At 58.0% G+C, this 20,343-nt stretch carries 19 protein-coding genes; 10 read left to right on the top strand and 9 right to left on the bottom strand.

The window, feature by feature from the left end; genetic code table 11:
- The first annotated feature begins 164 nt into the window (after positions 1-164).
- From livH to DQN55_RS05090, 4 genes are read left to right on the top strand one after another with little or no spacing between them, the layout of a single operon-like run.
- Positions 165-1,088: a high-affinity branched-chain amino acid ABC transporter permease LivH gene (gene livH / locus DQN55_RS05105; RefSeq protein WP_048377996.1), complete on the top strand. Its 924-nt coding sequence runs from the start codon at positions 165-167 to the stop codon at positions 1,086-1,088.
- The gene (locus DQN55_RS05100) at positions 1,085-2,341 is read left to right on the top strand and encodes a high-affinity branched-chain amino acid ABC transporter permease LivM (protein WP_048377997.1); all 1,257 of its coding nucleotides are present in this window, start codon (positions 1,085-1,087) and stop codon (positions 2,339-2,341) included. Before livH ends, DQN55_RS05100 begins: the two co-directional genes overlap by 4 nt.
- A complete protein-coding gene (livG, locus tag DQN55_RS05095; protein WP_048377998.1) occupies positions 2,338-3,105 on the top strand; it encodes a high-affinity branched-chain amino acid ABC transporter ATP-binding protein LivG in 768 nt (255 codons plus the stop codon). The genes DQN55_RS05100 and livG overlap by 4 nt, the downstream gene beginning before the upstream one ends.
- On the top strand, positions 3,106-3,807 hold the full coding sequence (locus DQN55_RS05090) for an ABC transporter ATP-binding protein (RefSeq protein ID WP_048377999.1): 702 nt from the start codon (positions 3,106-3,108) through the stop codon (positions 3,805-3,807). It abuts the gene before it with no gap.
- Between the two features lie 67 nt (positions 3,808-3,874).
- Here the strand turns inward: DQN55_RS05090 and DQN55_RS05085 are convergent, their stop codons facing one another.
- Complete coding sequence (locus DQN55_RS05085; protein WP_048378000.1) at positions 3,875-4,795, bottom strand: LysR family transcriptional regulator; 921 nt, start codon at positions 4,793-4,795, stop codon at positions 3,875-3,877.
- A gap of 105 nt (positions 4,796-4,900) precedes the next feature.
- Here DQN55_RS05085 and DQN55_RS05080 point away from each other — a divergent pair, with 105 nt between their 5' ends.
- The 3 genes from DQN55_RS05080 to DQN55_RS05070 all read left to right on the top strand — a co-directional run bounded on the left by DQN55_RS05080 (position 4,901) and on the right by DQN55_RS05070 (position 7,961).
- Positions 4,901-5,500: a short chain dehydrogenase gene (locus tag DQN55_RS05080; RefSeq protein ID WP_048378001.1), complete on the top strand. Its 600-nt coding sequence runs from the start codon at positions 4,901-4,903 to the stop codon at positions 5,498-5,500.
- 59 nt (positions 5,501-5,559) lie between these two features.
- A complete protein-coding gene (locus DQN55_RS05075; RefSeq protein WP_048378002.1) occupies positions 5,560-6,231 on the top strand; it encodes a COG3650 family protein in 672 nt (223 codons plus the stop codon).
- A gap of 119 nt (positions 6,232-6,350) precedes the next feature.
- On the top strand, positions 6,351-7,961 hold the full coding sequence (locus DQN55_RS05070; protein WP_048378003.1) for an NAD(P)/FAD-dependent oxidoreductase: 1,611 nt from the start codon (positions 6,351-6,353) through the stop codon (positions 7,959-7,961).
- 79 nt (positions 7,962-8,040) lie between these two features.
- Here the strand turns inward: DQN55_RS05070 and DQN55_RS05065 are convergent, their stop codons facing one another.
- A complete protein-coding gene (locus DQN55_RS05065) occupies positions 8,041-9,135 on the bottom strand; it encodes a PLP-dependent cysteine synthase family protein (protein WP_048378004.1) in 1,095 nt (364 codons plus the stop codon).
- Between the two features lie 268 nt (positions 9,136-9,403).
- On the opposite strand from DQN55_RS05065, the gene nhaA reads away from it, so the two are divergent.
- Complete coding sequence (gene nhaA, locus DQN55_RS05060) at positions 9,404-10,585, top strand: Na+/H+ antiporter NhaA (protein WP_048378005.1); 1,182 nt, start codon at positions 9,404-9,406, stop codon at positions 10,583-10,585.
- A 95-nt stretch (positions 10,586-10,680) separates the two neighbouring features.
- Here the strand turns inward: nhaA and DQN55_RS05055 are convergent, their stop codons facing one another.
- The gene (locus DQN55_RS05055) at positions 10,681-11,145 is read right to left on the bottom strand and encodes an outer membrane lipoprotein (protein ID WP_048378006.1); all 465 of its coding nucleotides are present in this window, start codon (positions 11,143-11,145) and stop codon (positions 10,681-10,683) included.
- A gap of 185 nt (positions 11,146-11,330) precedes the next feature.
- On the opposite strand from DQN55_RS05055, the gene DQN55_RS05050 reads away from it, so the two are divergent.
- Positions 11,331-11,612: a hypothetical protein gene (locus DQN55_RS05050; RefSeq protein ID WP_048378007.1), complete on the top strand. Its 282-nt coding sequence runs from the start codon at positions 11,331-11,333 to the stop codon at positions 11,610-11,612.
- Here the strand turns inward: DQN55_RS05050 and pdxH are convergent.
- From pdxH to dinG, 6 genes are all read right to left on the bottom strand, one after another.
- Positions 11,560-12,207, bottom strand: coding sequence for a pyridoxamine 5'-phosphate oxidase (pdxH, locus tag DQN55_RS05045; RefSeq protein WP_048378008.1), 648 nt, complete (start codon positions 12,205-12,207; stop codon positions 11,560-11,562). The two genes, DQN55_RS05050 and pdxH, sit on opposite strands and share 53 nt — an antisense overlap.
- A 23-nt stretch (positions 12,208-12,230) precedes the next feature.
- On the bottom strand, positions 12,231-13,385 hold the full coding sequence (locus DQN55_RS05040; RefSeq protein WP_048378009.1) for an OmpA family protein: 1,155 nt from the start codon (positions 13,383-13,385) through the stop codon (positions 12,231-12,233).
- A gap of 109 nt (positions 13,386-13,494) precedes the next feature.
- Positions 13,495-14,640: a serine hydrolase domain-containing protein gene (locus DQN55_RS05035; protein WP_048378010.1), complete on the bottom strand. Its 1,146-nt coding sequence runs from the start codon at positions 14,638-14,640 to the stop codon at positions 13,495-13,497.
- A 211-nt stretch (positions 14,641-14,851) separates the two neighbouring features.
- Positions 14,852-15,067: a hypothetical protein gene (locus tag DQN55_RS22365; RefSeq protein WP_048378011.1), complete on the bottom strand. Its 216-nt coding sequence runs from the start codon at positions 15,065-15,067 to the stop codon at positions 14,852-14,854.
- 111 nt (positions 15,068-15,178) lie between these two features.
- Complete coding sequence (locus tag DQN55_RS05025; protein WP_048378012.1) at positions 15,179-17,530, bottom strand: beta-galactosidase; 2,352 nt, start codon at positions 17,528-17,530, stop codon at positions 15,179-15,181.
- A 91-nt stretch (positions 17,531-17,621) separates the two neighbouring features.
- Positions 17,622-19,766, bottom strand: a complete 2,145-nt coding sequence (gene dinG, locus DQN55_RS05020; protein ID WP_048378013.1) for an ATP-dependent DNA helicase DinG — start codon at positions 19,764-19,766, stop codon at positions 17,622-17,624.
- 98 nt (positions 19,767-19,864) lie between these two features.
- Here dinG and DQN55_RS05015 point away from each other — a divergent pair, with 98 nt between their 5' ends.
- Positions 19,865-20,329: a CopD family protein gene (locus DQN55_RS05015; RefSeq protein ID WP_048378014.1), complete on the top strand. Its 465-nt coding sequence runs from the start codon at positions 19,865-19,867 to the stop codon at positions 20,327-20,329.
- Positions 20,330-20,343 lie beyond the last annotated feature (14 nt).

Raw genomic sequence — 20,343 nt, 5'->3', positions numbered from 1 at the left:
GCGCTTTCGTGATCCGGAAGTCTCCCCACCTGAAAATCTTTAAAACCGTCACCAGCGGTTCGCTGGCAGAAGACCTGCGCTCAAAGTGGGTGAAACCCCCTACCGCCCAGGCCGGAAAATGACTCCACCAGTGAAATGCGTCTCAGGTTTTTAGGAGCTTTGTAATGCCTGACATCTATCACTTCTTCCAAATGCTGGTTAACGGCCTCAACGTTGGCAGCACCTATGCCCTGATCGCCATCGGCTATACGATGGTTTACGGCATTATTGGAATGATCAACTTCGCCCACGGCGAGGTGTACATGATTGGTTCCTACATCGCGTTCATCGCGATTGCAGGCCTCACCATGATGGGTCTGGACAGCGTTCCGCTGTTGATGACCGTAGCGTTCCTCGCCACCATCGTGGTCACCAGTGCTTACGGTTACAGCATCGAACGGGTGGCCTATCGTCCCCTGCGCGGCAGTAATCGTCTGATCCCTTTGATTTCTGCCATTGGTATGTCGATCTTCCTGCAAAACATGGTGTTGCTGTCCCAGGACTCAAAAGACAAATCTATTCCCAACCTGATCCCGGGCGGTTTCAGCTTTGGTCCGGGCGGGGCTCAGGAAGTCATCATCTCCTACATGCAAATCGTGGTCTTCGTGGTCACCGTGCTGGCCATGCTCGGCCTGACCCTGTTCATCTCCCGCTCCCGCATGGGCCGCGCCTGTCGCGCCTGCGCCGAAGACATGAAGATGGCCAACCTGCTGGGCATCAATACCAACAACGTGATCGCCCTGACATTCGTCATCGGTGCCGCCCTGGCAGCCGTGGCCGCAGTGCTCATCAGTGTGCAATACGGCGTGATCAACCCTAACGCGGGTTTCCTGGTAGGCCTCAAGGCCTTTACCGCTGCGGTACTGGGCGGAATCGGCAGTATCCCCGGCGCGATGCTCGGCGGCCTGGTACTGGGTGTAGCTGAAGCCTTTGGCGCCGATATTTTCGGTGACCAGTACAAAGACGTTGTGGCTTTTGGCTTGCTGGTGCTGGTGCTGCTGTTCCGTCCGACCGGCATCCTGGGGCGTCCGGAGATTGAAAAAGTATGACTAGGAATCTTAAATCGGCGTTTTTCAGCGCCCTGTTGGTCTGGGCCGTCGCCTACCCGGTACTCGGCTTGAAACTGACTATCGTCGGGATCAACATCGAAGTTCACAACACCAGCACCTTTACCTTGAGCGTGATTGCGATCTGCTCCCTGCTGATGTTTGTGCGCGTCTTGTTCAACCAGCAATTGAGCGCCGCCTGGAAAGCCTCGCCCAGCCTGCCAAAAGTCCCCGCCAAAGCGGCCAGCTTCATGACCCTGCCCAGCACTCAGCGCTGGATCATTCTCGGTCTGGTGGTGGTGGCATTGATCTGGCCCTTCTATGGCTCGCGCGGTGCAGTGGACATTGCCACCCTGATCCTGATCTACGTCATGCTTGGGCTCGGCCTGAACATCGTGGTCGGTCTGGCCGGGCTGCTTGACCTGGGCTATGTGGGCTTCTATGCCGTGGGCGCCTACACCTACGCCCTGCTCTCGCATTACTTTGGGCTGAGCTTCTGGGTCTGCCTGCCATTGGCCGGCATGATGGCCGCCACCTTTGGTTTCTTGCTCGGATTCCCGGTACTGCGCCTGCGCGGCGACTACCTGGCTATTGTTACCCTGGGTTTTGGCGAAATCATTCGTCTGTTCCTGCGTAACCTGACGGACCTCACCGGCGGACCAAACGGCATCAGCAACATCCCGAAACCCACGCTCTTCGGCCTGAGCTTCGACAGAACCGCAGCAGAAGGCATGCAGACGTTCCATGAATACTTTGGCATCGCCTACAACTCGATCAACAAGGTCATTTTCCTGTACCTGATCGCGTTGGTCCTGGTACTGGTCGTGCTATTCGTGATCAACCGCCTGCTGCGCATGCCCATTGGCCGGGCGTGGGAAGCCTTGCGCGAAGATGAAATTGCCTGCCGTGCGCTGGGCTTGAATCCTACCGTCATCAAACTGTCAGCCTTTACCCTCGGCGCCAGCTTTGCCGGTTTTGCAGGCAGTTTCTTTGCTGCACGCCAGGGGCTGGTCACTCCGGAGTCGTTCACCTTCCTTGAGTCGGCGATCATTCTGGCAATTGTGGTATTGGGCGGCATGGGCTCGCAACTGGGCGTGATCCTGGCTGCCGTGGTCATGATTCTGTTGCCGGAAATGATGCGAGAGTTCAGTGAGTACCGGATGCTTCTGTTCGGCGCCTTGATGGTGCTGATGATGATCTGGCGCCCGCAAGGTCTGCTGCCAATGCAACGTCCTCACCTGGAGCTGCGAAAATGAGCCGCGAGATTCTGAAAGTCAGCGGCCTGAGCATGCGCTTTGGCGGCTTGTTGGCGGTCAATGGCGTCGCCTTGACCGTCAAGGAAAAACAGGTGGTGTCCATGATCGGCCCTAACGGCGCCGGCAAGACTACCGTGTTCAACTGCCTGACCGGGTTCTACAAACCGTCGGCTGGCAGCATCCTGCTGGATGGCGAAGCCATTGAAGGGTTGGCGGGTCATGAAATCGCCCGCAAGGGCGTGGTGCGGACCTTCCAGAACGTACGCCTGTTCAAGGACATGACCGCCGTTGAGAACCTGCTGATTGCCCAGCACCGTCACCTCAACACCAACTTCCTGGCCGGTCTGTTCAAAACCCCCGGGTTCCGCAAAAGCGAACGTGAGGCAATGGAATATGCCGCGTACTGGCTGGACAAGGTCAACCTGACCGAATTCGCCAACCGGCCGGCCGGTACCTTGGCCTATGGTCAGCAACGCCGCCTGGAAATTGCCCGGTGCATGATGACGCGCCCGCGCATCCTGATGCTCGACGAACCGGCGGCGGGCCTGAACCCCAAGGAAACCGAGGACCTCAAGGCGCTGATCAGCGTTTTGCGCAACGAGCACAACGCCACAGTGCTGTTGATTGAGCACGACATGAAACTGGTCATGAGCATTTCCGACCATATCGTGGTGATCAATCAGGGCACGCCTTTGGCGGACGGGACGCCGGAACAGATCCGTGACAACCCTGAAGTGATCAAAGCCTATTTGGGGGAAGCGTAAATGCTGCAATTTGAAAACGTTTCAACCTTCTACGGCAAGATCCAGGCACTGCACAGCGTCAATATTGAGGTCCGCCAAGGCGAAATCGTGACCCTGATCGGGGCCAACGGTGCCGGTAAATCGACCCTGATGATGACACTCTGCGGTTCACCGCAAGCCCACAGCGGCAGCATTCGCTATCTGGGCGAAGAACTGGTGGGCCTGACCTCGGCGCAAATCATGCGTAAAAGCATCGCCGTTGTGCCCGAAGGTCGTCGGGTATTTGCTCGTTTGACTGTCGAAGAAAACCTCGCCATGGGCGGTTTTTTCACCGACAAGAGCGACTATCAGGAACAGATGGACAAGGTTCTGCATCTTTTCCCGCGCCTGAAGGAACGCTTTACGCAACGCGGTGGCACCATGTCCGGTGGTGAGCAGCAAATGCTCGCCATTGGCCGGGCGCTGATGAGCAAGCCCAAACTGTTGTTGCTCGATGAACCGTCACTGGGGCTCGCACCGATCATCATTCAGCAGATTTTCGACATCATCGAACAACTGCGCAGTGAAGGTGTGACCGTGTTTCTGGTGGAGCAAAACGCCAACCAGGCACTGAAAATTGCAGACCGTGCCTATGTGCTGGAAAACGGCCGGGTCGTAATGCAGGGCACCGGTGAACAATTGCTGAATGATCCAAAAGTACGTGACGCGTACCTCGGCGGATAGCCTGGGATGTGTTGCGAAACGGCCCTTCGGGGCCGTTTTTTATGGCGGGTGAAAACACATGAGTGGATCAAAGCCCGGGTTTAAAACTCACCAGCGCCTGGTCATTGCGCTGGAACCATCTCGCCAGATAATCCACCAGCACCTGCGTGCGCTTGGGCAGGCCGCCTTGATAAGGGTGCACCAGATACATTGGATTGCTGCGAGTCTGATAGTCGCGCAACACCGCACGCAAACGTCCGTCCGCCAACTCGGCATGAAGCATGTACGACGGCAATCGGGCGATACCGGCACCAATCACCGCGGCTTTTTTCAGCAGGCTGTAATGGTTACTGGCAAACACGCCCGAAACCCGGACACGATGCAGTTCATGCTGCTGATGGTAATGCCACTCCTCGCGACCACTGTAATGACTGTTCAACAGACAGCGGTGCTCGAGCAAACACTGCGGTGTGTCCGGCTCGCCAAACTGATCAAGATACGCCGGGCTGGCGCAGGTAATTTCATGCCAGTCGAGCACGGGCCGGGCGACCAGACGCTCGTCATTTCCCACGTGCGAACGGATCGCCAGATCAAACCCCTCTCTCGCCAGATCGCGGTAATTGTTATTGAGCTCAAGTTCAATCTGCACCTGCGGGTATTCCCGTGAGAACTCCAGCAACAAGGCATCGAAGAACGTTTCTCCCAGCGACACAGGCACCGTCATGCGTACCGGCCCGGCAATGTCGTCCTTGAGTCTGGCCAGCGCCTGACGCGCTCGCTCGACTTGCACCACCAGCGCCTGGGCCTGGGGCAACAACGCCGCTCCGGCGGCCGTCAGACTCAAGCGCCGGGTCGTACGGTGCAGCAACACCACAGAAAACTGCGCTTCCAGGTGGCTGATGCGCTTGGACAACTGCCCCTTGCTACACCCCAGTTGCTGGGCGGCCACAGTAAAACTCCCCGCGTCGATCAGCAACGCGAAAGCCGCCAAGTCATCCATTTCACTCATTGACTGTTTCCATATGAAAACCAAAAGTTGCTTATTAGTGCGCTTATCGAGATAAAAAACCAGTTCTAAACTGGGCGTACTCCCAGCCACTCAAGGAACACCCCCATGAAAATCCTGTTGATCGGTGCTAATGGCACTATTGGTTCGGCCATTGATCGTGAACTGTCACCACGGCATGAGATCGTGCGCATTGGCCGCAAAAGCGGCGATTTTCATGTCGATATCAGTGACAGCACATCAATCCGCAAGTTGTTCGAGCGCACGGGGCCTTTTGACGCCTTGATCTGCGCAGCCGGTAACGTCAACTTCGTTCCGCTGGCCGACATGAGCGAAACAGACTTCGCCCTTGGCCTGCAGGACAAATTGATGGGCCAGGTCAATTTACTGCTGATTGGCCGCGAGTTCGCCAATGACGGCGCTTCGTTCACCTTCACCAGCGGCGTGCTCAACCGTGAGCCGATCCGCACCGCAAGTTCAGCCGCAATGGTCAACGCCGCTCTGGACGGATTCGTCAAAGCCGCGGCGATCGAACTGCCACGCGGGCTGCGGGTGAACTCGGTCAGCCCGACGGTACTGGAAGAGGCCATGGCAAAATATGCGCCCTACTTTCGAGGCTTCAAGCCCGTCAGCGCTGCCGATGTAGCACTGGCCTACGCCCGAAGCGTCGAGGGTCTGCAGACCGGGCAAACCTATCAAGTGGGCTAAACACTTGTGATGCACCCCGTGCCTAAGTAACGTGGCGGCATTAGCCAGGAGTCCCAACGATGCGTGCTGCCCGTTCCCTTATTCTGTTCGCCTTGTTGCCCGTGTTCGCGGGCTGCCAACTGTTCAACAGCCAACCCGTCGACACCGGCACCAGTCTGACCCGCTTGCAAGGTGAACTGGTCCCGGCCAATGGCCAGTTGGTGTTCCAGCCGTGTGTTGGCCAACAGCGTTATGTTGTACGCGACAGTGCCGACACCACACTCGTGCAAGACGCTGCCGACATGCCTGACCAGTCCGGGCCTTTGTTTGCCGACATCCGCGGTAACTTCATTGCAAGCAAGACCCCGGGCACCGATGGCGAAGTCCAGCTCCAGCAGCTCTACCGCCTGGAGCGTAGCAGCACGGCCTGCAAGGATCCGAACTTCAAACAGCTGACGGTGTACGCCAACGGCAATGGCCCGGCGTGGAATATCAAAGCCGGGGCCAAGGGCCTGATCCTGCAGCGTGAAGGCCAGCCGCAACTGGCGCTGCCGTATGTTGAGGAACAGGCTGGCGACGGGCGGTTTTCCTTGTCGACTGAAGCCAACAATCAGCGGATCGAGTTGTGGGTAGCCCCGCAACGCTGTACCGACACTGCCACCGGCAGCGTGCAGCATCTGGGTGCCGAACTGCGGATCAACGGCCAAGTGCAGCGGGGTTGTGGCTATTTTGGCGGCGCCCGCAACGACTAAACGACGACTGTTAGTGCGTATTGTCGTTTTAGCCTGACCCCGGGGCCGATAAGCCGCTTATAATCGCCGGTTCGCATAAGGCTGCCGGGGTACACCTGGCCCCGATACTGGACACTGTCATGTTACGAATCACCGAACTCAAGTTGCCGATCGATCACCCTGAAGAAGACCTGCGCTCTGCCATCGTGCAGCGCCTGGGCATTGCCAGCGATGACCTGCTCGATTTCACCTTGTTCAAGCGCAGCTACGATGCGCGTAAAAAAACGTCCGAATTGTGCTTTATCTACACCATCGACCTGAGCGTGCGTGATGAAGCGCCCCTGCTGCTGAAGTTCGCAGAGGACCGCAATATCAATCCCGCGCCGGACGTCAGCTACAAAGTCGTCGGCCGAGCTCCGCAAGACCTGGCCGAGCGCCCGATCGTGGTCGGTTTTGGTCCGTGCGGTATTTTCGCCGGGCTGCTGCTGGCACAGATGGGCTTCAAGCCGATCATTCTCGAGCGCGGCACCGAAGTACGCCAACGCACCAAAGACACCTGGGGCCTGTGGCGTAAAAACGTACTGAACCCTGAGTCCAACGTGCAGTTTGGTGAAGGTGGCGCGGGGACGTTCTCCGACGGCAAGCTCTACAGCCAGATCAAGGACCCGAAACACCACGGCCGCAAAGTCTTGCACGAGTTTGTAAAAGCCGGTGCACCGGACGAAATCCTCTACGTCAGCAAGCCGCACATCGGTACCTTCCGCCTGACCGGCGTGGTCGAAAACATGCGTCATCAGATTGAGGCGCTGGGAGGTGAAGTCCGTTTTCAGCAGCGTGTTACTGACGTCCTGATCGACAACGGCCAACTGACCGGTGTGGTGCTCGCCGATGGCGAGCAGCTGAATTCGCGTCACGTCATCATGGCTCTGGGTCACAGTGCACGTGACACCTTCCGCATGCTCCATGACCGCGGCGTGTACATGGAAGCCAAACCGTTTTCGGTAGGTTTCCGGATCGAACACCCGCAGTCGTTGATCGACAGCGCGCGCCTGGGCAAATATGCCGGCCACCCGAAACTGGGAGCTGCCGACTACAAGCTGGTGCATCACGCCAAAAACGGTCGTTCGGTCTACAGCTTCTGCATGTGCCCGGGTGGTACGGTGGTCGCTGCTACCAGCGAACCGGGACGTGTGGTCACCAATGGCATGAGCCAGTACTCGCGTAACGAGCGCAACGCCAACTCGGGCATCGTCGTCGGCATTACACCAGAAGACTACCCGGGCGGGCCATTGGCCGGCATCGAGCTGCAAGAACGCCTCGAAGCCCACGCCTATGTCCTGGGGGGCAGCAACTACGAAGCCCCGGCGCAACTGGTCGGCGACTTTATTGCGGGCAAACCGTCTACGGCCCTTGGCAGTGTTGAGCCGTCCTACAAGCCGGGCGTGTCCTTGGGTGATTTGGCGCTGGCCTTGCCGGACTTCGCCATTGAAGCCATTCGCGAAGCCTTGCCGGCGTTCGAGAAGCAGATCAAGGGCTTTTCGATGCATGACGCGATCTTGACCGGGATCGAAACCCGGACCTCGTCGCCCCTGCGCATGACCCGCGATGCCTCGATGCAAAGCCTTAACGTCAAAGGGCTGTTCCCGGCGGGTGAAGGTGCAGGCTATGCCGGCGGGATTCTGTCTGCGGGCGTGGACGGTATCCGCATTGCCGAAGCCGTGGCCCGCGAGATCCTCGGTATCGAAGCGTAAGTTTCGACCGTGCACAAGCTTGCCCGCGATCGTATCGCGGGCAAGCTCGGGCCTGAAGCCGCACCCCCGCGGCCGTCAATTAAATCCCCGCCCTCAGCACCCCCGGCGGCAATGCCGTGCCCTGCTCCGCGCAGGCCTTGACCGCAGCAATCAAACCTTCCAGCTCATAACCCTGTGCCTTGAGCCAGTTGTCATCGTAGTAGGTAGTTGCATAACGATCGCCGCCGTCACACAAAATCGCCACGATAGATCCACTCTCACCACTCCCGCTCATCTGTTGTGCGGCAATCAACGCCCCCACCAGATTGGTCCCGCTGGAACCACCCACTCGACGTCCCAAGCGTTGAGCCAGATAGTGCATGGCCGCCAGCGACAAGGCATCAGGCACCTTTACCATCGCATCGATCACCCGCGGTAAAAACGAGGCCTCGACCCGAGGACGGCCAATGCCTTCAATTCGCGACCCGCAGTCCAGGCGCAGATCGGCATCGCCGGTCTGGTAAAAATCGAAGAACACCGAACGTTCCGCATCGGCGCAAAGCACACGAGTACCGTGCTGGCGATAACGCACATAACGCCCCAGCGTCGCAGTGGTGCCCCCAGTGCCGGGGCTTGAAATCAACCAGCTCGGTTCGGGGTGGCGCTCAAAACGCATCTGCTGAAAGATCGACTCGGCAATGTTGTTGTTGGCCCGCCAGTCTGTGGCCCGCTCGGCATAGGTGAATTGATCCATGAAATGGCCTCCGGTTTCCCGGGCCAGGCGTTCGGACTCTTGCTGAATTTGCGTCGGATCTTCGACCAAATGGCTTTGCCCACCATAAAAGGCAATTTGCTCGATCTTGGCAGGCGATGTACTGGCGGGCATCACGGCAATAAAGGGCAGCCCCAGCAAGCGAGCAAAATAAGCTTCTGACACCGCCGTCGAGCCACTGGACGCCTCAATCACTGCAGCATCCGCCTTCAGCCAGCCATTACACAGGGCATACAGAAACAGCGATCGGGCCAAGCGATGCTTGAGACTGCCCGTGGGGTGGCTCGATTCATCCTTGAAGTACAACTCGATCCCCGGGAAACCCGGTAACGTCAGTGGAATGAGGTGAGTATCAGCACAACGTTGAAAATCAGCTTCGATTGTCCGTATCGCTTCGCGGGCCCATTGGCGGTCTTGGTTCATGGTGGATTGACTCATATAGGCAGCATCCCGGCGTTGCCCGGAAGGGAACGTGCAGCGTGCACGCAGTACACATAATTGTTAATCCTAAGATATTTCCTGTAGCGCACACAGGCACAATCACGACTCAATTTGACACATAACTGCTAGGCTTTTCGCCGATGCAAAAGCAGATCATCGCTTATAACAAAAAAGAATATAGTTTTTGTTTTAACAACTAACAGTACAGGTTAGGGTGTTGCACCCTATACCTATTCGATGGAGAGCCACCTTGCCTCTGCGTAGCACTTTCACTCGTTTCTTTCAGTTGGAAGCTGCCAGCGGTCTGTTGTTGATTGCTGCAGCAGCGCTGGCTTTGATCATCAATAACTCGCCACTGTCCCACTATTACGCGGCCTTTCTGGACGTGCCGGTAGCCGTCCAGGTCGGTGCCCTGCAAATCGCCAAACCTTCCCTGCTCTGGATCAACGATGGCCTGATGGCCTTGTTCTTCCTGTTGATCGGGCTGGAGGTCAAACGCGAGTTGCTTGACGGCCACTTGTCCAAACCTTCGCAGGTGATACTGCCCGGCGCAGCAGCGATTGGCGGTATGGTGGTGCCAGCTCTGATCTACTGGTTCCTTAACAAGGACAACCCGGCAGCCCTGGGCGGCTGGGCCATTCCGATGGCCACCGACATCGCATTCGCGCTCGGCGTGCTGGCCTTGCTCGGCAAACGTGTCCCGGTATCACTGAAGCTGTTTCTCATGACCCTGGCAATCATTGATGACCTGGGTGCGATCATCGTGATCGCAGTGTTCTATTCCAGCGAACTGTCCGGCCTGTCATTGATACTGGCGGCAGCCTGCCTGATAGCCCTGATCGTGATGAACCGAATGGGCGTCGTGAAAATTGCGCCGTACATGATCATCGGCCTGATTCTTTGGGTCTGCGTGCTCAAGAGCGGTGTACACGCCACACTTGCCGGCGTGACCCTGGCCTTCTGCATTCCGTTGCGCACTAAAAACTCCGAGCCGTCGCCTTTGCTGACCATCGAGCATGCCCTGCATCCGTGGGTGGCTTTCGGGATTCTGCCGTTGTTCGCGTTCGCCAATGCCGGTGTATCACTGGCTGGCGTCAACCTGCACAGCTTCACCCACCACGTACCGATGGGGATTGCGGCAGGCTTGCTGATCGGGAAAACCGTGGGTGTGTTTGGCCTGACCTGGCTCGCGATCAAAACCGGCCTTGCAGCATTGCCGGCAGGCGCAAATTGGGGGCAGGTGTTTGGCGTTGCGATTCTGTGCGGGATCGGCTTCACCATGAGCCTGTTCGTCGGTTCGCTGGCGTTTGTCGCGGGCAGCAGCGAGTACGTGGGCATGGACCGCATGGGCATCCTCACCGGCTCGATCCTGGCAGCCTTGATTGGCTATGCGGTAACAGCGTTCTTTAGCCGCAAGCAGCAAACCGCTTAACCGCAGCAACGGCCTGCGAGCTGCGGGCTACTGAAAACAAAAACCCCGGCCAGTGAACACTGGCCGGGGTTTTGTTTTTACAGCTACAGCGAGGTTTAGTGTGTAACGCGGCTGGTTCCGTCAACGGTCATGATGCGAACACGCTCACCCGTACGAAACACTTGATTCGGTTCAACCTGCTGTACATAAGCGCGGGTGCTGCCGTCATCTTCACGTACAGTGATTTCTACGCCCTGGGTCTTGGTCAGACCCGACTCGGCTGCCGAACCCAGCAGACCGCCCGCAACCGCACCGATCACAGCGGTCACGATGCTGCCACGACCGCCGCCGATCGCACTGCCGCCTACGCCGCCAACAACGGCACCCGCTGCTGCGCCAATCGGGGTCTTGGTGCCCTCGATCTGCACCGGACGCAAGGAAACGATGGTGCCCATGCGAACAGTCTGTACGCGACGCGCTTCATCTCGTGAGTAAGTATCGCCGGTCAGGCTGGAGGCACAACCGCCCAACAAGACTGTCATGGTGGAAAAAGCAGCAATTAACAGTACAGATTTACGCATAGGATCAACTCCAAAAGATCAGGTGTTCATTAGACGCCGCCACCGAGTGCCTGTCACGATACGGCGCGGATAAATGTCGTCTATTCAGCGCCCGTACAGCTGACTCGAGCTAGACAACCATTTCGAAATTACACAAAGGGTAGCGCGTAAAAGCTGCATGCGCCTCACCCGGCACAGGAATTGTCATGGACTATTTCATTATTTTTATCACCACAGCCGCAGGCTTGTATTTTCACGGGTGGCTTTATGTGCGCATCAAGCGCTGGATGGACCGCGACCTGGCGCTGTCGTTGGCAGGAAACAATCCTGAGAAGAAGGTCTTTATGCTGCAGCGCCTGGCATTGGCCCGTACGCACAAAGTAAAACGCCGCGACTTGCACACTGTGCTGCAAGCCGCGGCGAATGATTATGACCTCAAGGCGCCAATCGCTCGAGAGTCCAGTCTGTCCCCTCACGTCGATAGTTAAGGCGATCATGCAGGCGACTCGGCCGCCCCTGCCAAAACTCGATCCGTTCGGGTAACAACCGGTACCCGCCCCAATGCTCAGGGCAGTGCGGTTGAGTGTCATTGAAGCGAGCCTGGGTAGCCTTTAGCAACTCGGCGAGCTCTTCCCGATCAGCAATCACCTGGCTTTGCGGCGAAGCCCAGGCGCCAATCCGACTGCCCAAGGGGCGCACCTGGTAGTAGGCATCGGACTCCTGAGGTGTCACTTTGACCACTCGACCTTCGATACGCACCTGGCGCTCGAGCGCAGGCCAGAAAAAGGTCATGGCGGCAAAAGGACGTGCCGACAATTGTTGCCCTTTGGCGCTGGTGTAGTTGGTGAAAAAGGTAAAACCCTGTTCATCCAGCCCTTTGAGCAACAGCACCCGACAATGCGGGCGCCCTTCTGCATCGACTGTCGCCAGGGTCATCGAATTGGCTTCAACAGGCGGCTGTTCGGTTTTGACCGCTTCATCAAACCACTGACGGAACAGCGCAAAAGGCTCGGCCGGGGCCTGAGCCTCGACCAGCCCGTCACGGGTGTAATCACGGCGCATATCTGCCAGCGCTTGACTCATGACGCAATCCTTCCCTGAATCACTCAGTTCTTGGTCTGGTCGTTAGCAGCAACTTTCTTGCTTGTGTCCGCTTTAGCGACCACAGGCTTTTTAGCGGCTGCTGGCTTGGCGGCCTTTTTGGCAGGCGCTGCTTTTTTGGCAACAACGGCTTTTTTCTTGGCCGGCGCTTTCTTCTTGGCAATCGTTGGGGCAACAACAGCCGGTTGCACTGCCGCCAACTCAGCAGGCGACAAAGCCGGCTGACTGTACCTGCTGACCAAAGCCAGCATGGTCGCTTGAGGAGTCATGAGGATTTCAACCCGACGGTTAAGTGCCCGCCCTTCATTGCTGTCGTTAGCCGCCCGCGGCATGACAGATCCCATCCCCCGCAGAGTCAGTCGGTTGCTTTGCAAGCCGCTCATACGGAAAATCGCAGCGACTGATCTGGCACGATCCAGGCTCAGCTTGGTGTTGCCGGCCATGGCACCCGAAGCATCGGCATGCCCCAGTACCAGTACGGCGGTTTTCGGATCGCCTTCAACCACTTTAGCCACGCGAGTGAACGGGCCAAGCATGGATGGCATCAACAAGTCCGGGCGGGTGGCTTTAAACGAGCTGTCGGCAGCGGCCACAATCACCAGCAGGCTTTCACGGCGTTCCAGCTGCAAGTTCGTACCTTTGATCGCCGCACGCAGCCGTGGCTCGTACTCGTCCAGCCAGGCTTGAGTGATTTTTGGATCGGGCATCGGCACGACTTTGGATGCAGTGCTCTTCGAGCCCTTGGCATCGCTACCGAAAGGCCACCACCAGTTTTTTTCAGAGGTTGCACCCGCTGCAGGGGCAGCAGCTACTTTGGCATTCTCAGCCGGAGCGTCTTTCTTGGCGCTGTCCGCACCAAAAGGCCACCAGTTGAAGCCGCTGTCCTGGCCTTTGTCTTCTGTAGCCGTGGCTTTAGCCACTGACTCGGTTAAGTCTTTGTCCTTCGCCGTGGCAGCCGCTTTAGCCACAGGTTTGGTCACTTCCTTATCCTGCACATTGGCCGCCGCTGCAGCGACCTTTTTATCCGCCGGAGCAGACACCTCGTCAGAGGAGCCCAACTGCCACCATTTGTGGCCGCCCTCGGCGTCATTCTGCGGAGTTTGTGCGCAACCAGTAATGGCCAGGCAAAGAGCCAAAGCGAGGGTCTTATTAGATGACATTGAATATCCACACAATGAATTAAGAATAAAAAGGCACAACGCCCACTAAAAAACCGTATTGAACGCATAAAAGCTACATGGTTCCGACCTACGGACTACAAATGCCCTGTCAAAGACACTCCGCCAGGCACTTCACCAGTTTTTGAGCCCGTGGATCCATCAGCACGTAAGGACCCAAGGTATTGGTGACAAAGCCAAACGCCACGTCGCGCTCAGGGTCGGCAAACCCCACAGAACCTCCCGCTCCCGGATGGCCAAACGCTTTTGCCCCCAGACCGAATGTCGCATTGGGAACATCCGGTTGATCCAGCATGCAGCCTAGCCCATGTCGGGTTTGTGTCAGCAAGGTCTTATCCTGGCCAACACTGTGTTCCCGGGTCAGTTGCTCCAGCATTTCGGCCTCAAGTAAACGGCCATCCAGCAAACCGCTGTAAAAACCGGCCAGGCTCCGGGCATTGCCATGGCCATTGGCCGCCGGCTGCTCCATGCGCCGCCACTCCGGTTTGTTGGTACTGGTCATGATAGACGGCGGATTGGTAAATGCCCGAGTGCTCATGGCTGCAGGCTCATGCATCATCGTCTTCAACAACCGCTGCGCCGCTGCATCCCCCATGTTGCCTTTGCTGCGGGCAATATGAGCGACCCGGTAAAACTCCTCGTCCGCCAGCCCGACGTGAAAGTCCAGCCCCAGCGGCATGGCCGTGCGCGCCACAATCGACTGGCCTGCACTGCGGCCATCGGCCCGGCGAATCAGTTCACCCACCAGCCAGCCATACGTGATCGCGGCATACCCATGCCCCTGCCCCGGCGTCCACCAGGGGGCTTCTGCTGCCAGCGCATCGACCATGGTTTGCCAGTCGTACAGCGCAGCAGGCGGCATCAGTTCTCGCAACGCAGGCAAGCCCGCCCGATGACTCAGCAATTGACGCAACGTGATGGACTCTTTGCCTGCCGCACCGAACTCAGGCCAATAGCGGGTTATCGGTACATCCAGTTCCAGCTTGCCCTCTTCGACCAACTGCAACGCCGTCACCGCGGTGAAGGTTTTAGTACACGAGAACAGATTGGCAATCGTGTCAGTGTGCCAGGGTTGCTCACCATCCTTGTCTGCAGTTCCAGCCCAGAGATCGAGCACCGTTTCGCCGCCAATCTGAATGCACAGAGCCGCACCCCGCTCTTGCGGATCATTGAACAGATCAGCAAATGCCTCACGTACAGCTTCGAACCTGAGGTCGTGAAAACCCTGAATCTGCACCCCAACCTCCTGGATCAAGCATGGCTTTACAAGGCGTGCATTGTTCCAGTACCTGTAAGATTTTGAAACAGCACAAACAACACGTTGCGAACATTTTTGCTCATTAGCAGCGCGCGAAGAGACTACCGGTGCAACCGTCCATTTTTTGTGAAAAGACCAGCCTCGACAGGCCACATCAAAATCGCCCTCCCCGGATCAGGAAGGGCTGCGCTCAGCGCGCGCCGTAAACCAGTTCAGCCAGTATTTTCGCTCGAGGATCCATCAGCACATGGCTACCCATGGTGGTCGTAACAAAGTCGAAATTCACGTCGCAGTGCGGGGCCGCGAAGCTGACCGGACCGCCCGGCCCTGCTCCTGGCTTTTGCGAACCCTCGAAGGTTTGCTGAACAGCTTCGAACCCACTTTCACACTCTCCTTTCGCTTCCATGTCGAAGACTCCATTCAATTGAATGGAGGACCTTAGCCACACATGCTATTTAGGAAAGCGCCAAAAACCCGAGAGCGATGTAATACATCACCGCTGATCGGGTTTCATGGATCAGTGACCTTTGCCCGAGTGTCCACCTGCATGCCCCGAGCCAGAGCGGTCGCTGCCACCCTCCGCAGGAGTGTGACGCGGCGCTTTGAGTGCGCTTTCGGCAGCAATCCTGGCTTTGGCCGCTTCTTGGCTCAACTGGTCAATGGCCTGCAGGTTGGCTTTGCGTACGCTGTCGACAAAGCCGGTGAAAGGCAGGTCAGTGATACCGATCATGCCGAAGTGGCCGTTCTCGCCATCCAGCAAGCGTCCGGTAACCGGCTGGTCCAGATACTGGAACCAGTGCACGCCGACAATCGAGGGCTGCGCCACCGCCTGCTTAAGGAACTTGGCATAAGCCGGCCCACGGGCCTCTTCGCTGGCCACTTCGGTTACGCCTCCCCAAAACGGGCCACGGTCGCGGGAGCCAAAGTTGAATTCAGTAATCATCACAGGCTTGTCCAGTTCGCGCAGCTTGGCGAAGTCATAACCATCCTGCGGCTGCAGGGTATAGAAGTTGAAACTCAGCACATCGCAATATTGTGCGCACGACGCCACCGCTTCCGGGGTACTGACAGCAAAGCGCCCGCCCAACAGCAAATGATTCGGGGCGTGCCATTTCAATGAGTCGGAAATGGTCTTGAAGTACGCATCGGCAAACACCTTCTGGAAATGCTGATAGTCCGCTTCGATTTCCGGGTGTTCAGGGGTGGGCAATGGCGCTTCGAACCCTGGGTCTTCCATCAGCTCCCAGGCGGGAATATCGACACCCCAGGCTTTGGACAGGCCTTGCTGGTTACGGTACTTGTCACGCAGTTGCTTGAGGAAGGCACGCTTTGCCGGAACATCGGTGGTCATGCGCAACGTGCCATAGGCCAGTGCATAGCGTGATTTCGGATCGTTGCCCGGACCGGCCCACGCCAATTCGTTATCGGCAAAATAGCCGATCAGCCATGGATCATCACGATGATCGCGAGCGGCGATGGCCACGGCACGCTCGGTGGCCATGGCAAAGCGCGGGTCGAACGGGTCAGGCATGCCACCCCACCAGTCGGTACCGGTGCTGATGCTGGCGTAATCGCCGACAATCGATAGCGGCAAGGTGTAAGGCACGCGGTCATTGAGACCCAGCTCAGGATCGCTCCAGTTGCCAATGGTATTGAAACCCCAGGCTTGCAAGCGATCCAGGGTATGGGTTTGCCAGCGCTTGGCATCAAACGCTTCAGCCGCGCACGGAATACCGGGGGCTGTCCCTTCTGCCGAGGCAGCCGCAGGGCAGGGTTGTCCATAAATGCGCTGCAGGTTTGCACCGTAGAAGTTGTACCAGCGCCCTGCGTTAAAACCTCGACCTTGCGAGGCGCCGTTGCCGTTGTGGTGGTCCGATGTACCGTAGTAACCGGCCAGCGGGGCACCCTCTTTGGGCAAATCAGTAAACATCCACTCGCGCCCGCCAACGTAGGTCTGGCTGTCGAGGGCCGTCACCGCATTCAGGCCCAGAGAGTAAAACGGGTGACCTTCAGGCGTGACCAGGTTCCAGCGCCCATTGCGCTTTTCAGTGCGAAAAAAACCGGTGGCATCAAATGCCGGCCCTTTGAGCGATCCACCATAGGTGTCGTGCTCCGCGCGCTTTGCCAGCCAGCCGCTGAGTTGCTTTTGTTCCTGGGCTGCCGCTGCCTTGAGCTGTGCGTCGCTGGTGACCCGCTCGGGCCATTTGGCCCGCGTCGACTGACCGTAACCATCGACGATCGATCCGTATACGGCGTTGATCACACCCTCACCGTCCTGTACCCCAAAACGCTCCAGCAAAATGCTCTGGGCCGCTGTGGGTTGCGGGATTGACAAGGTCACGGACACCACCTGACTGCGATCGATCTCGCCCTCGCTAGCCGCCAGCAGGATGCGCTGACCCTCGACCGTCATGGGCATTGGAGGGCCAGCACGCATGCCCTGTGTATGGGGCGAATTCGCCTGGAGTGGCAACAACAGCGTTTGCGCCGGCCCTGCGGGCAGGTCGACACGGCTGGTGAGGGTCTTGCCGTCATTGCTTTGCACCGTCACATCAAGCGTGAGCGCCCAGTTCATGGCGTTTTGCAGACGCAGGGTCATCATTTCCGATTGCGACCAGTCCCACGCACCGGTCTGCGGGGTTAAACGCAAACTGGGCGCCGCTGCCGGGTTGAAGGTCACGCGACGCAAAACTTCGCCTTCCGCTGTTTGCTCCGCATTGTATTGCGGCAAGAACGCATCCACCGTCGCCACTTGCACCACATCGGCGGGGCGTACGAAATTGAACAGCGTCTGTTGACCGGCTGGCCCCGCAAAAACAGGGCTCACGATCATCAATGCAAAAACGGCGGACAAAGAACGGCGAATCATATGGATCTGGTTCTCCCTGACGGCCGATGACGGCCTGTGAGGTGGTAATTGAGAGCTTAGACAGCAAAGCCGGCGCTAACGCCGGCTTGCCTCAAGAAATTTCGCGACGGAAAGGCGGCAAGGCATTCAGGATTGCCTTGCCATAGCGCTGGGTGACCAGTCGCCGATCCAGTAGCGTGATCGTGCCGCGGTCCTGCTCGGTGCGCAGCAGACGACCGCAGGCCTGAACCAGTTTAAGCGAAGCATCGGGGACCGAGATTTCCATGAACGGATTACCGCCCCGGGCTTCGATCCATTCAGCCAGCGCCGCTTCGACCGGATCATCAGGGACTGAAAATGGAATCTTGGCGATCACCACGTGCTCACAATAAGCACCGGGCAAGTCCACGCCTTCGGCAAAACTGGCCAGGCCGAACAGCACGCTGGAGTCGCCACCATCGACCCGCGCCTTGTGCTTGTTCAGGGTTTCCTGTTTGGACAGGTTGCCCTGGATAAACACTTGCTTGCGCCAGTCACGCTCAAGGCCATCGAACACGTCCTGCATTTGTTTGCGTGACGAGAACAGCACCAATGTGCCGCGAGATCCTTCTACCAACCCGGGAAGATCGCGGATGATGGCCGCGGTGTGAGCCATCGCATCCCGCGGATCGGCCTTGAGGTCAGGCACTCGCAACACGCCGGCGTCGGCGTGATGGAACGGGCTGGGTACAACTGCCGTAACCGCTTTTTTCGGCAGACCTGCACGCATGCGAAAGCGGTCAAACGTGCCGAGGGCGGTTAATGTGGCCGACGTGACCAGCGCACCGTATGCCACGTTCCACAAGTTGCGGCGCAACATTTCAGCGGCCAGGATCGGGCTGGCATTGACCTCGATGTCAAACAGCGAGCCGCTTTCGGCCAGAGTCAGCCAGCGGGCCATCGGCGGGTTGTCTTCAGGGTCTTCGACGGTAAAGGCGGTCCACAACTCCCAATTGCCTTGAGCCCGGGACAACAAGCTGCCAAACAGCGGGTACCACTCTTCGGCCTGATTGCTGGTAATGCCGATATTGACCTCGCCATCCATGCCGTCCTTGAGGATTTCGGTCAGGCGTGTAAACAGATCGGTCAGGCGCGAGAAGCCCTTTTTCAGCTCAGTGCCCATTTCACGCAAGTGATCGGGAATCAACCCGCCAACAAATCGATGGCGCGGGCGTTCACGACCCTCGGGCTCCTCGCCGACCTTGAAGTCGGCAATTTGCTCACAGGCGCTGAACATGAATTGTTGCTGTGCCTTGATCTCTTTCGCCAACTCGGGCACTTGCTCCAGCAAACGCCCCAGATCTCCCGGCAGCGGGTGCTGTGCCAGCAACTTCGTGAGGTTTTTGGCGGTTTGTTCCAGCCAGTCGGCCGTCGAGCGCAAACGCGTGTAGTGGGCGAAGTGGCCAATAGCCTTGTCCGGCAAATGATGCCCTTCGTCGAACACATACAACGTGTCACGCGGGTCCGGCAGCACGGCTCCGCCTCCCAGCGCCAGGTCCGCCAGTACCATATCGTGGTTGGTGACGATCACGTCCACCTTGCTCATGCCTTCGCGGGCCTTGTAGAAGGCACACTGGCCGAAGTTCGGGCAATGACGGTTGGTGCACTGGCTATGATCCGTCGTCAGACGTGCCCAGTCCTGGTCTTCAAGCGCCTGGGGCCAGCTGTCGCGGTCGCCGTCCCATTTATTGCCGGCCAGCTTCTCGATCATGCTGGTAAACAGTTTTTGGCTGGCTTCATCGACTTCAATCTTGAAGCCTTCCTCCTCGAACAGCTGCGCCGTCGCGGTTTGCGCGTGGCCCTCTTGCAGCAGCATGTCGAGTTTGGACAGGCACATGTAACGCCCTCGACCCTTTGCCAGCGCAAAGCTGAAGTTCAGCCCGCTGTTACGCATCAGGTCAGGGAGGTCCTTGTAGACGATTTGTTCCTGCAGCGCGACAGTCGCGGTGGCAATCACCAGGCGCTTGCCCGCAGCTTTTGCCGTTGGAATGGCCGCCAGACTGTAAGCCACCGTTTTACCGGTACCGGTGCCTGCCTCTACGGCGACCACAGCCGGCTCGCCACTGCGGTGGCCTTCTTCGTCGGTGTCGATATCGCCCAGCACTTTGGCGACTTCGGCAATCATCAACCGTTGGCCGTAACGCGGCTTGAGGCTCTTGGCTTCGAGAAAACGCGTGTATGCGCCCTGGATCTGGGATTTGAGTTCGTTACTAATCATGGTTCTTCGGGCGCAAGAAACGCTGGATAAATTTTCAGTGGTTCGAATGGCCGCTATCATACCCCGCTAATTCATCCCGCGCCGAACGGAGTACCCCAATGACCGCCTTTGCTCTTACCTACAGCCTGCATGTATTGGCCGCCCTGATCTGGGTGGGGGGTATGTTCTTCGCCTGGATGGTCCTGCGCCCCGCCGCCATGACAGCCCTCGAAGGCCCGCAACGCCTCAAGCTATGGGTGGAAGTCTTCAAGCGCTTTTTTGTCTGGGTATGGATCGCCGTCGTGATTTTACCGATCAGTGGTGTCGGCTTGCTGCAGTTGCGCTTCAATGGCTTTGAGACCGCCCCGCGCTACGTGCAGATCATGATGGGGTTGTACATCGTGATGGTGGCGCTGTTTATCCGGATTCAATCGCTGCAACTGCCCGAGCTGCGCAAGGCCGTGGAAGCCGGGCAATGGTCAGAAGGTGCCGCGGCCCTGGGCCGGATTCGCCGACTGGTCGGGATCAATTTGATTGTCGGTCTGGTGCTGGTGGCGATTGCCTCGGCACGACCTATGTTTTGATGGCATCAAAGCCG

Source organism: Pseudomonas taetrolens (genome assembly GCF_900475285.1).
Classification (GTDB): Bacteria; Pseudomonadota; Gammaproteobacteria; order Pseudomonadales; family Pseudomonadaceae; genus Aquipseudomonas; species Aquipseudomonas taetrolens.
This window is presented reverse-complemented; position numbering and strand designations above follow the sequence as displayed.

Excerpts from the sequence above, each read along its gene's own strand:
- DQN55_RS05065 (WP_048378004.1), bottom strand. The coding sequence starts at position 9,135 with ATGAACCAAGACCGCCAATGGGCCCGCGAAGCGATACGGACAATCGAA.
- DQN55_RS05075 (WP_048378002.1), top strand. The coding sequence starts at position 5,560 with ATGCGTGCTGCCCGTTCCCTTATTCTGTTCGCCTTGTTGCCCGTGTTC.
- livH (WP_048377996.1), top strand. The coding sequence starts at position 165 with ATGCCTGACATCTATCACTTCTTCCAAATGCTGGTTAACGGCCTCAAC.
- DQN55_RS05055 (WP_048378006.1), bottom strand. The coding sequence starts at position 11,145 with ATGCGTAAATCTGTACTGTTAATTGCTGCTTTTTCCACCATGACAGTC.
- DQN55_RS05100 (WP_048377997.1), top strand. The coding sequence starts at position 1,085 with ATGACTAGGAATCTTAAATCGGCGTTTTTCAGCGCCCTGTTGGTCTGG.
- dinG (WP_048378013.1), bottom strand. The coding sequence starts at position 19,766 with ATGATTAGTAACGAACTCAAATCCCAGATCCAGGGCGCATACACGCGT.
- DQN55_RS05085 (WP_048378000.1), bottom strand. The coding sequence starts at position 4,795 with ATGAGTGAAATGGATGACTTGGCGGCTTTCGCGTTGCTGATCGACGCG.
- DQN55_RS05090 (WP_048377999.1), top strand. The coding sequence starts at position 3,106 with ATGCTGCAATTTGAAAACGTTTCAACCTTCTACGGCAAGATCCAGGCA.
- DQN55_RS05040 (WP_048378009.1), bottom strand. The coding sequence starts at position 13,385 with ATGTCATCTAATAAGACCCTCGCTTTGGCTCTTTGCCTGGCCATTACT.
- livG (WP_048377998.1), top strand. The coding sequence starts at position 2,338 with ATGAGCCGCGAGATTCTGAAAGTCAGCGGCCTGAGCATGCGCTTTGGC.
- DQN55_RS05050 (WP_048378007.1), top strand. The coding sequence starts at position 11,331 with ATGGACTATTTCATTATTTTTATCACCACAGCCGCAGGCTTGTATTTT.
- DQN55_RS22365 (WP_048378011.1), bottom strand. The coding sequence starts at position 15,067 with ATGGAAGCGAAAGGAGAGTGTGAAAGTGGGTTCGAAGCTGTTCAGCAA.
- DQN55_RS05015 (WP_048378014.1), top strand. The coding sequence starts at position 19,865 with ATGACCGCCTTTGCTCTTACCTACAGCCTGCATGTATTGGCCGCCCTG.
- DQN55_RS05070 (WP_048378003.1), top strand. The coding sequence starts at position 6,351 with ATGTTACGAATCACCGAACTCAAGTTGCCGATCGATCACCCTGAAGAA.
- DQN55_RS05025 (WP_048378012.1), bottom strand. The coding sequence starts at position 17,530 with ATGATTCGCCGTTCTTTGTCCGCCGTTTTTGCATTGATGATCGTGAGC.
- DQN55_RS05080 (WP_048378001.1), top strand. The coding sequence starts at position 4,901 with ATGAAAATCCTGTTGATCGGTGCTAATGGCACTATTGGTTCGGCCATT.
- pdxH (WP_048378008.1), bottom strand. The coding sequence starts at position 12,207 with ATGAGTCAAGCGCTGGCAGATATGCGCCGTGATTACACCCGTGACGGG.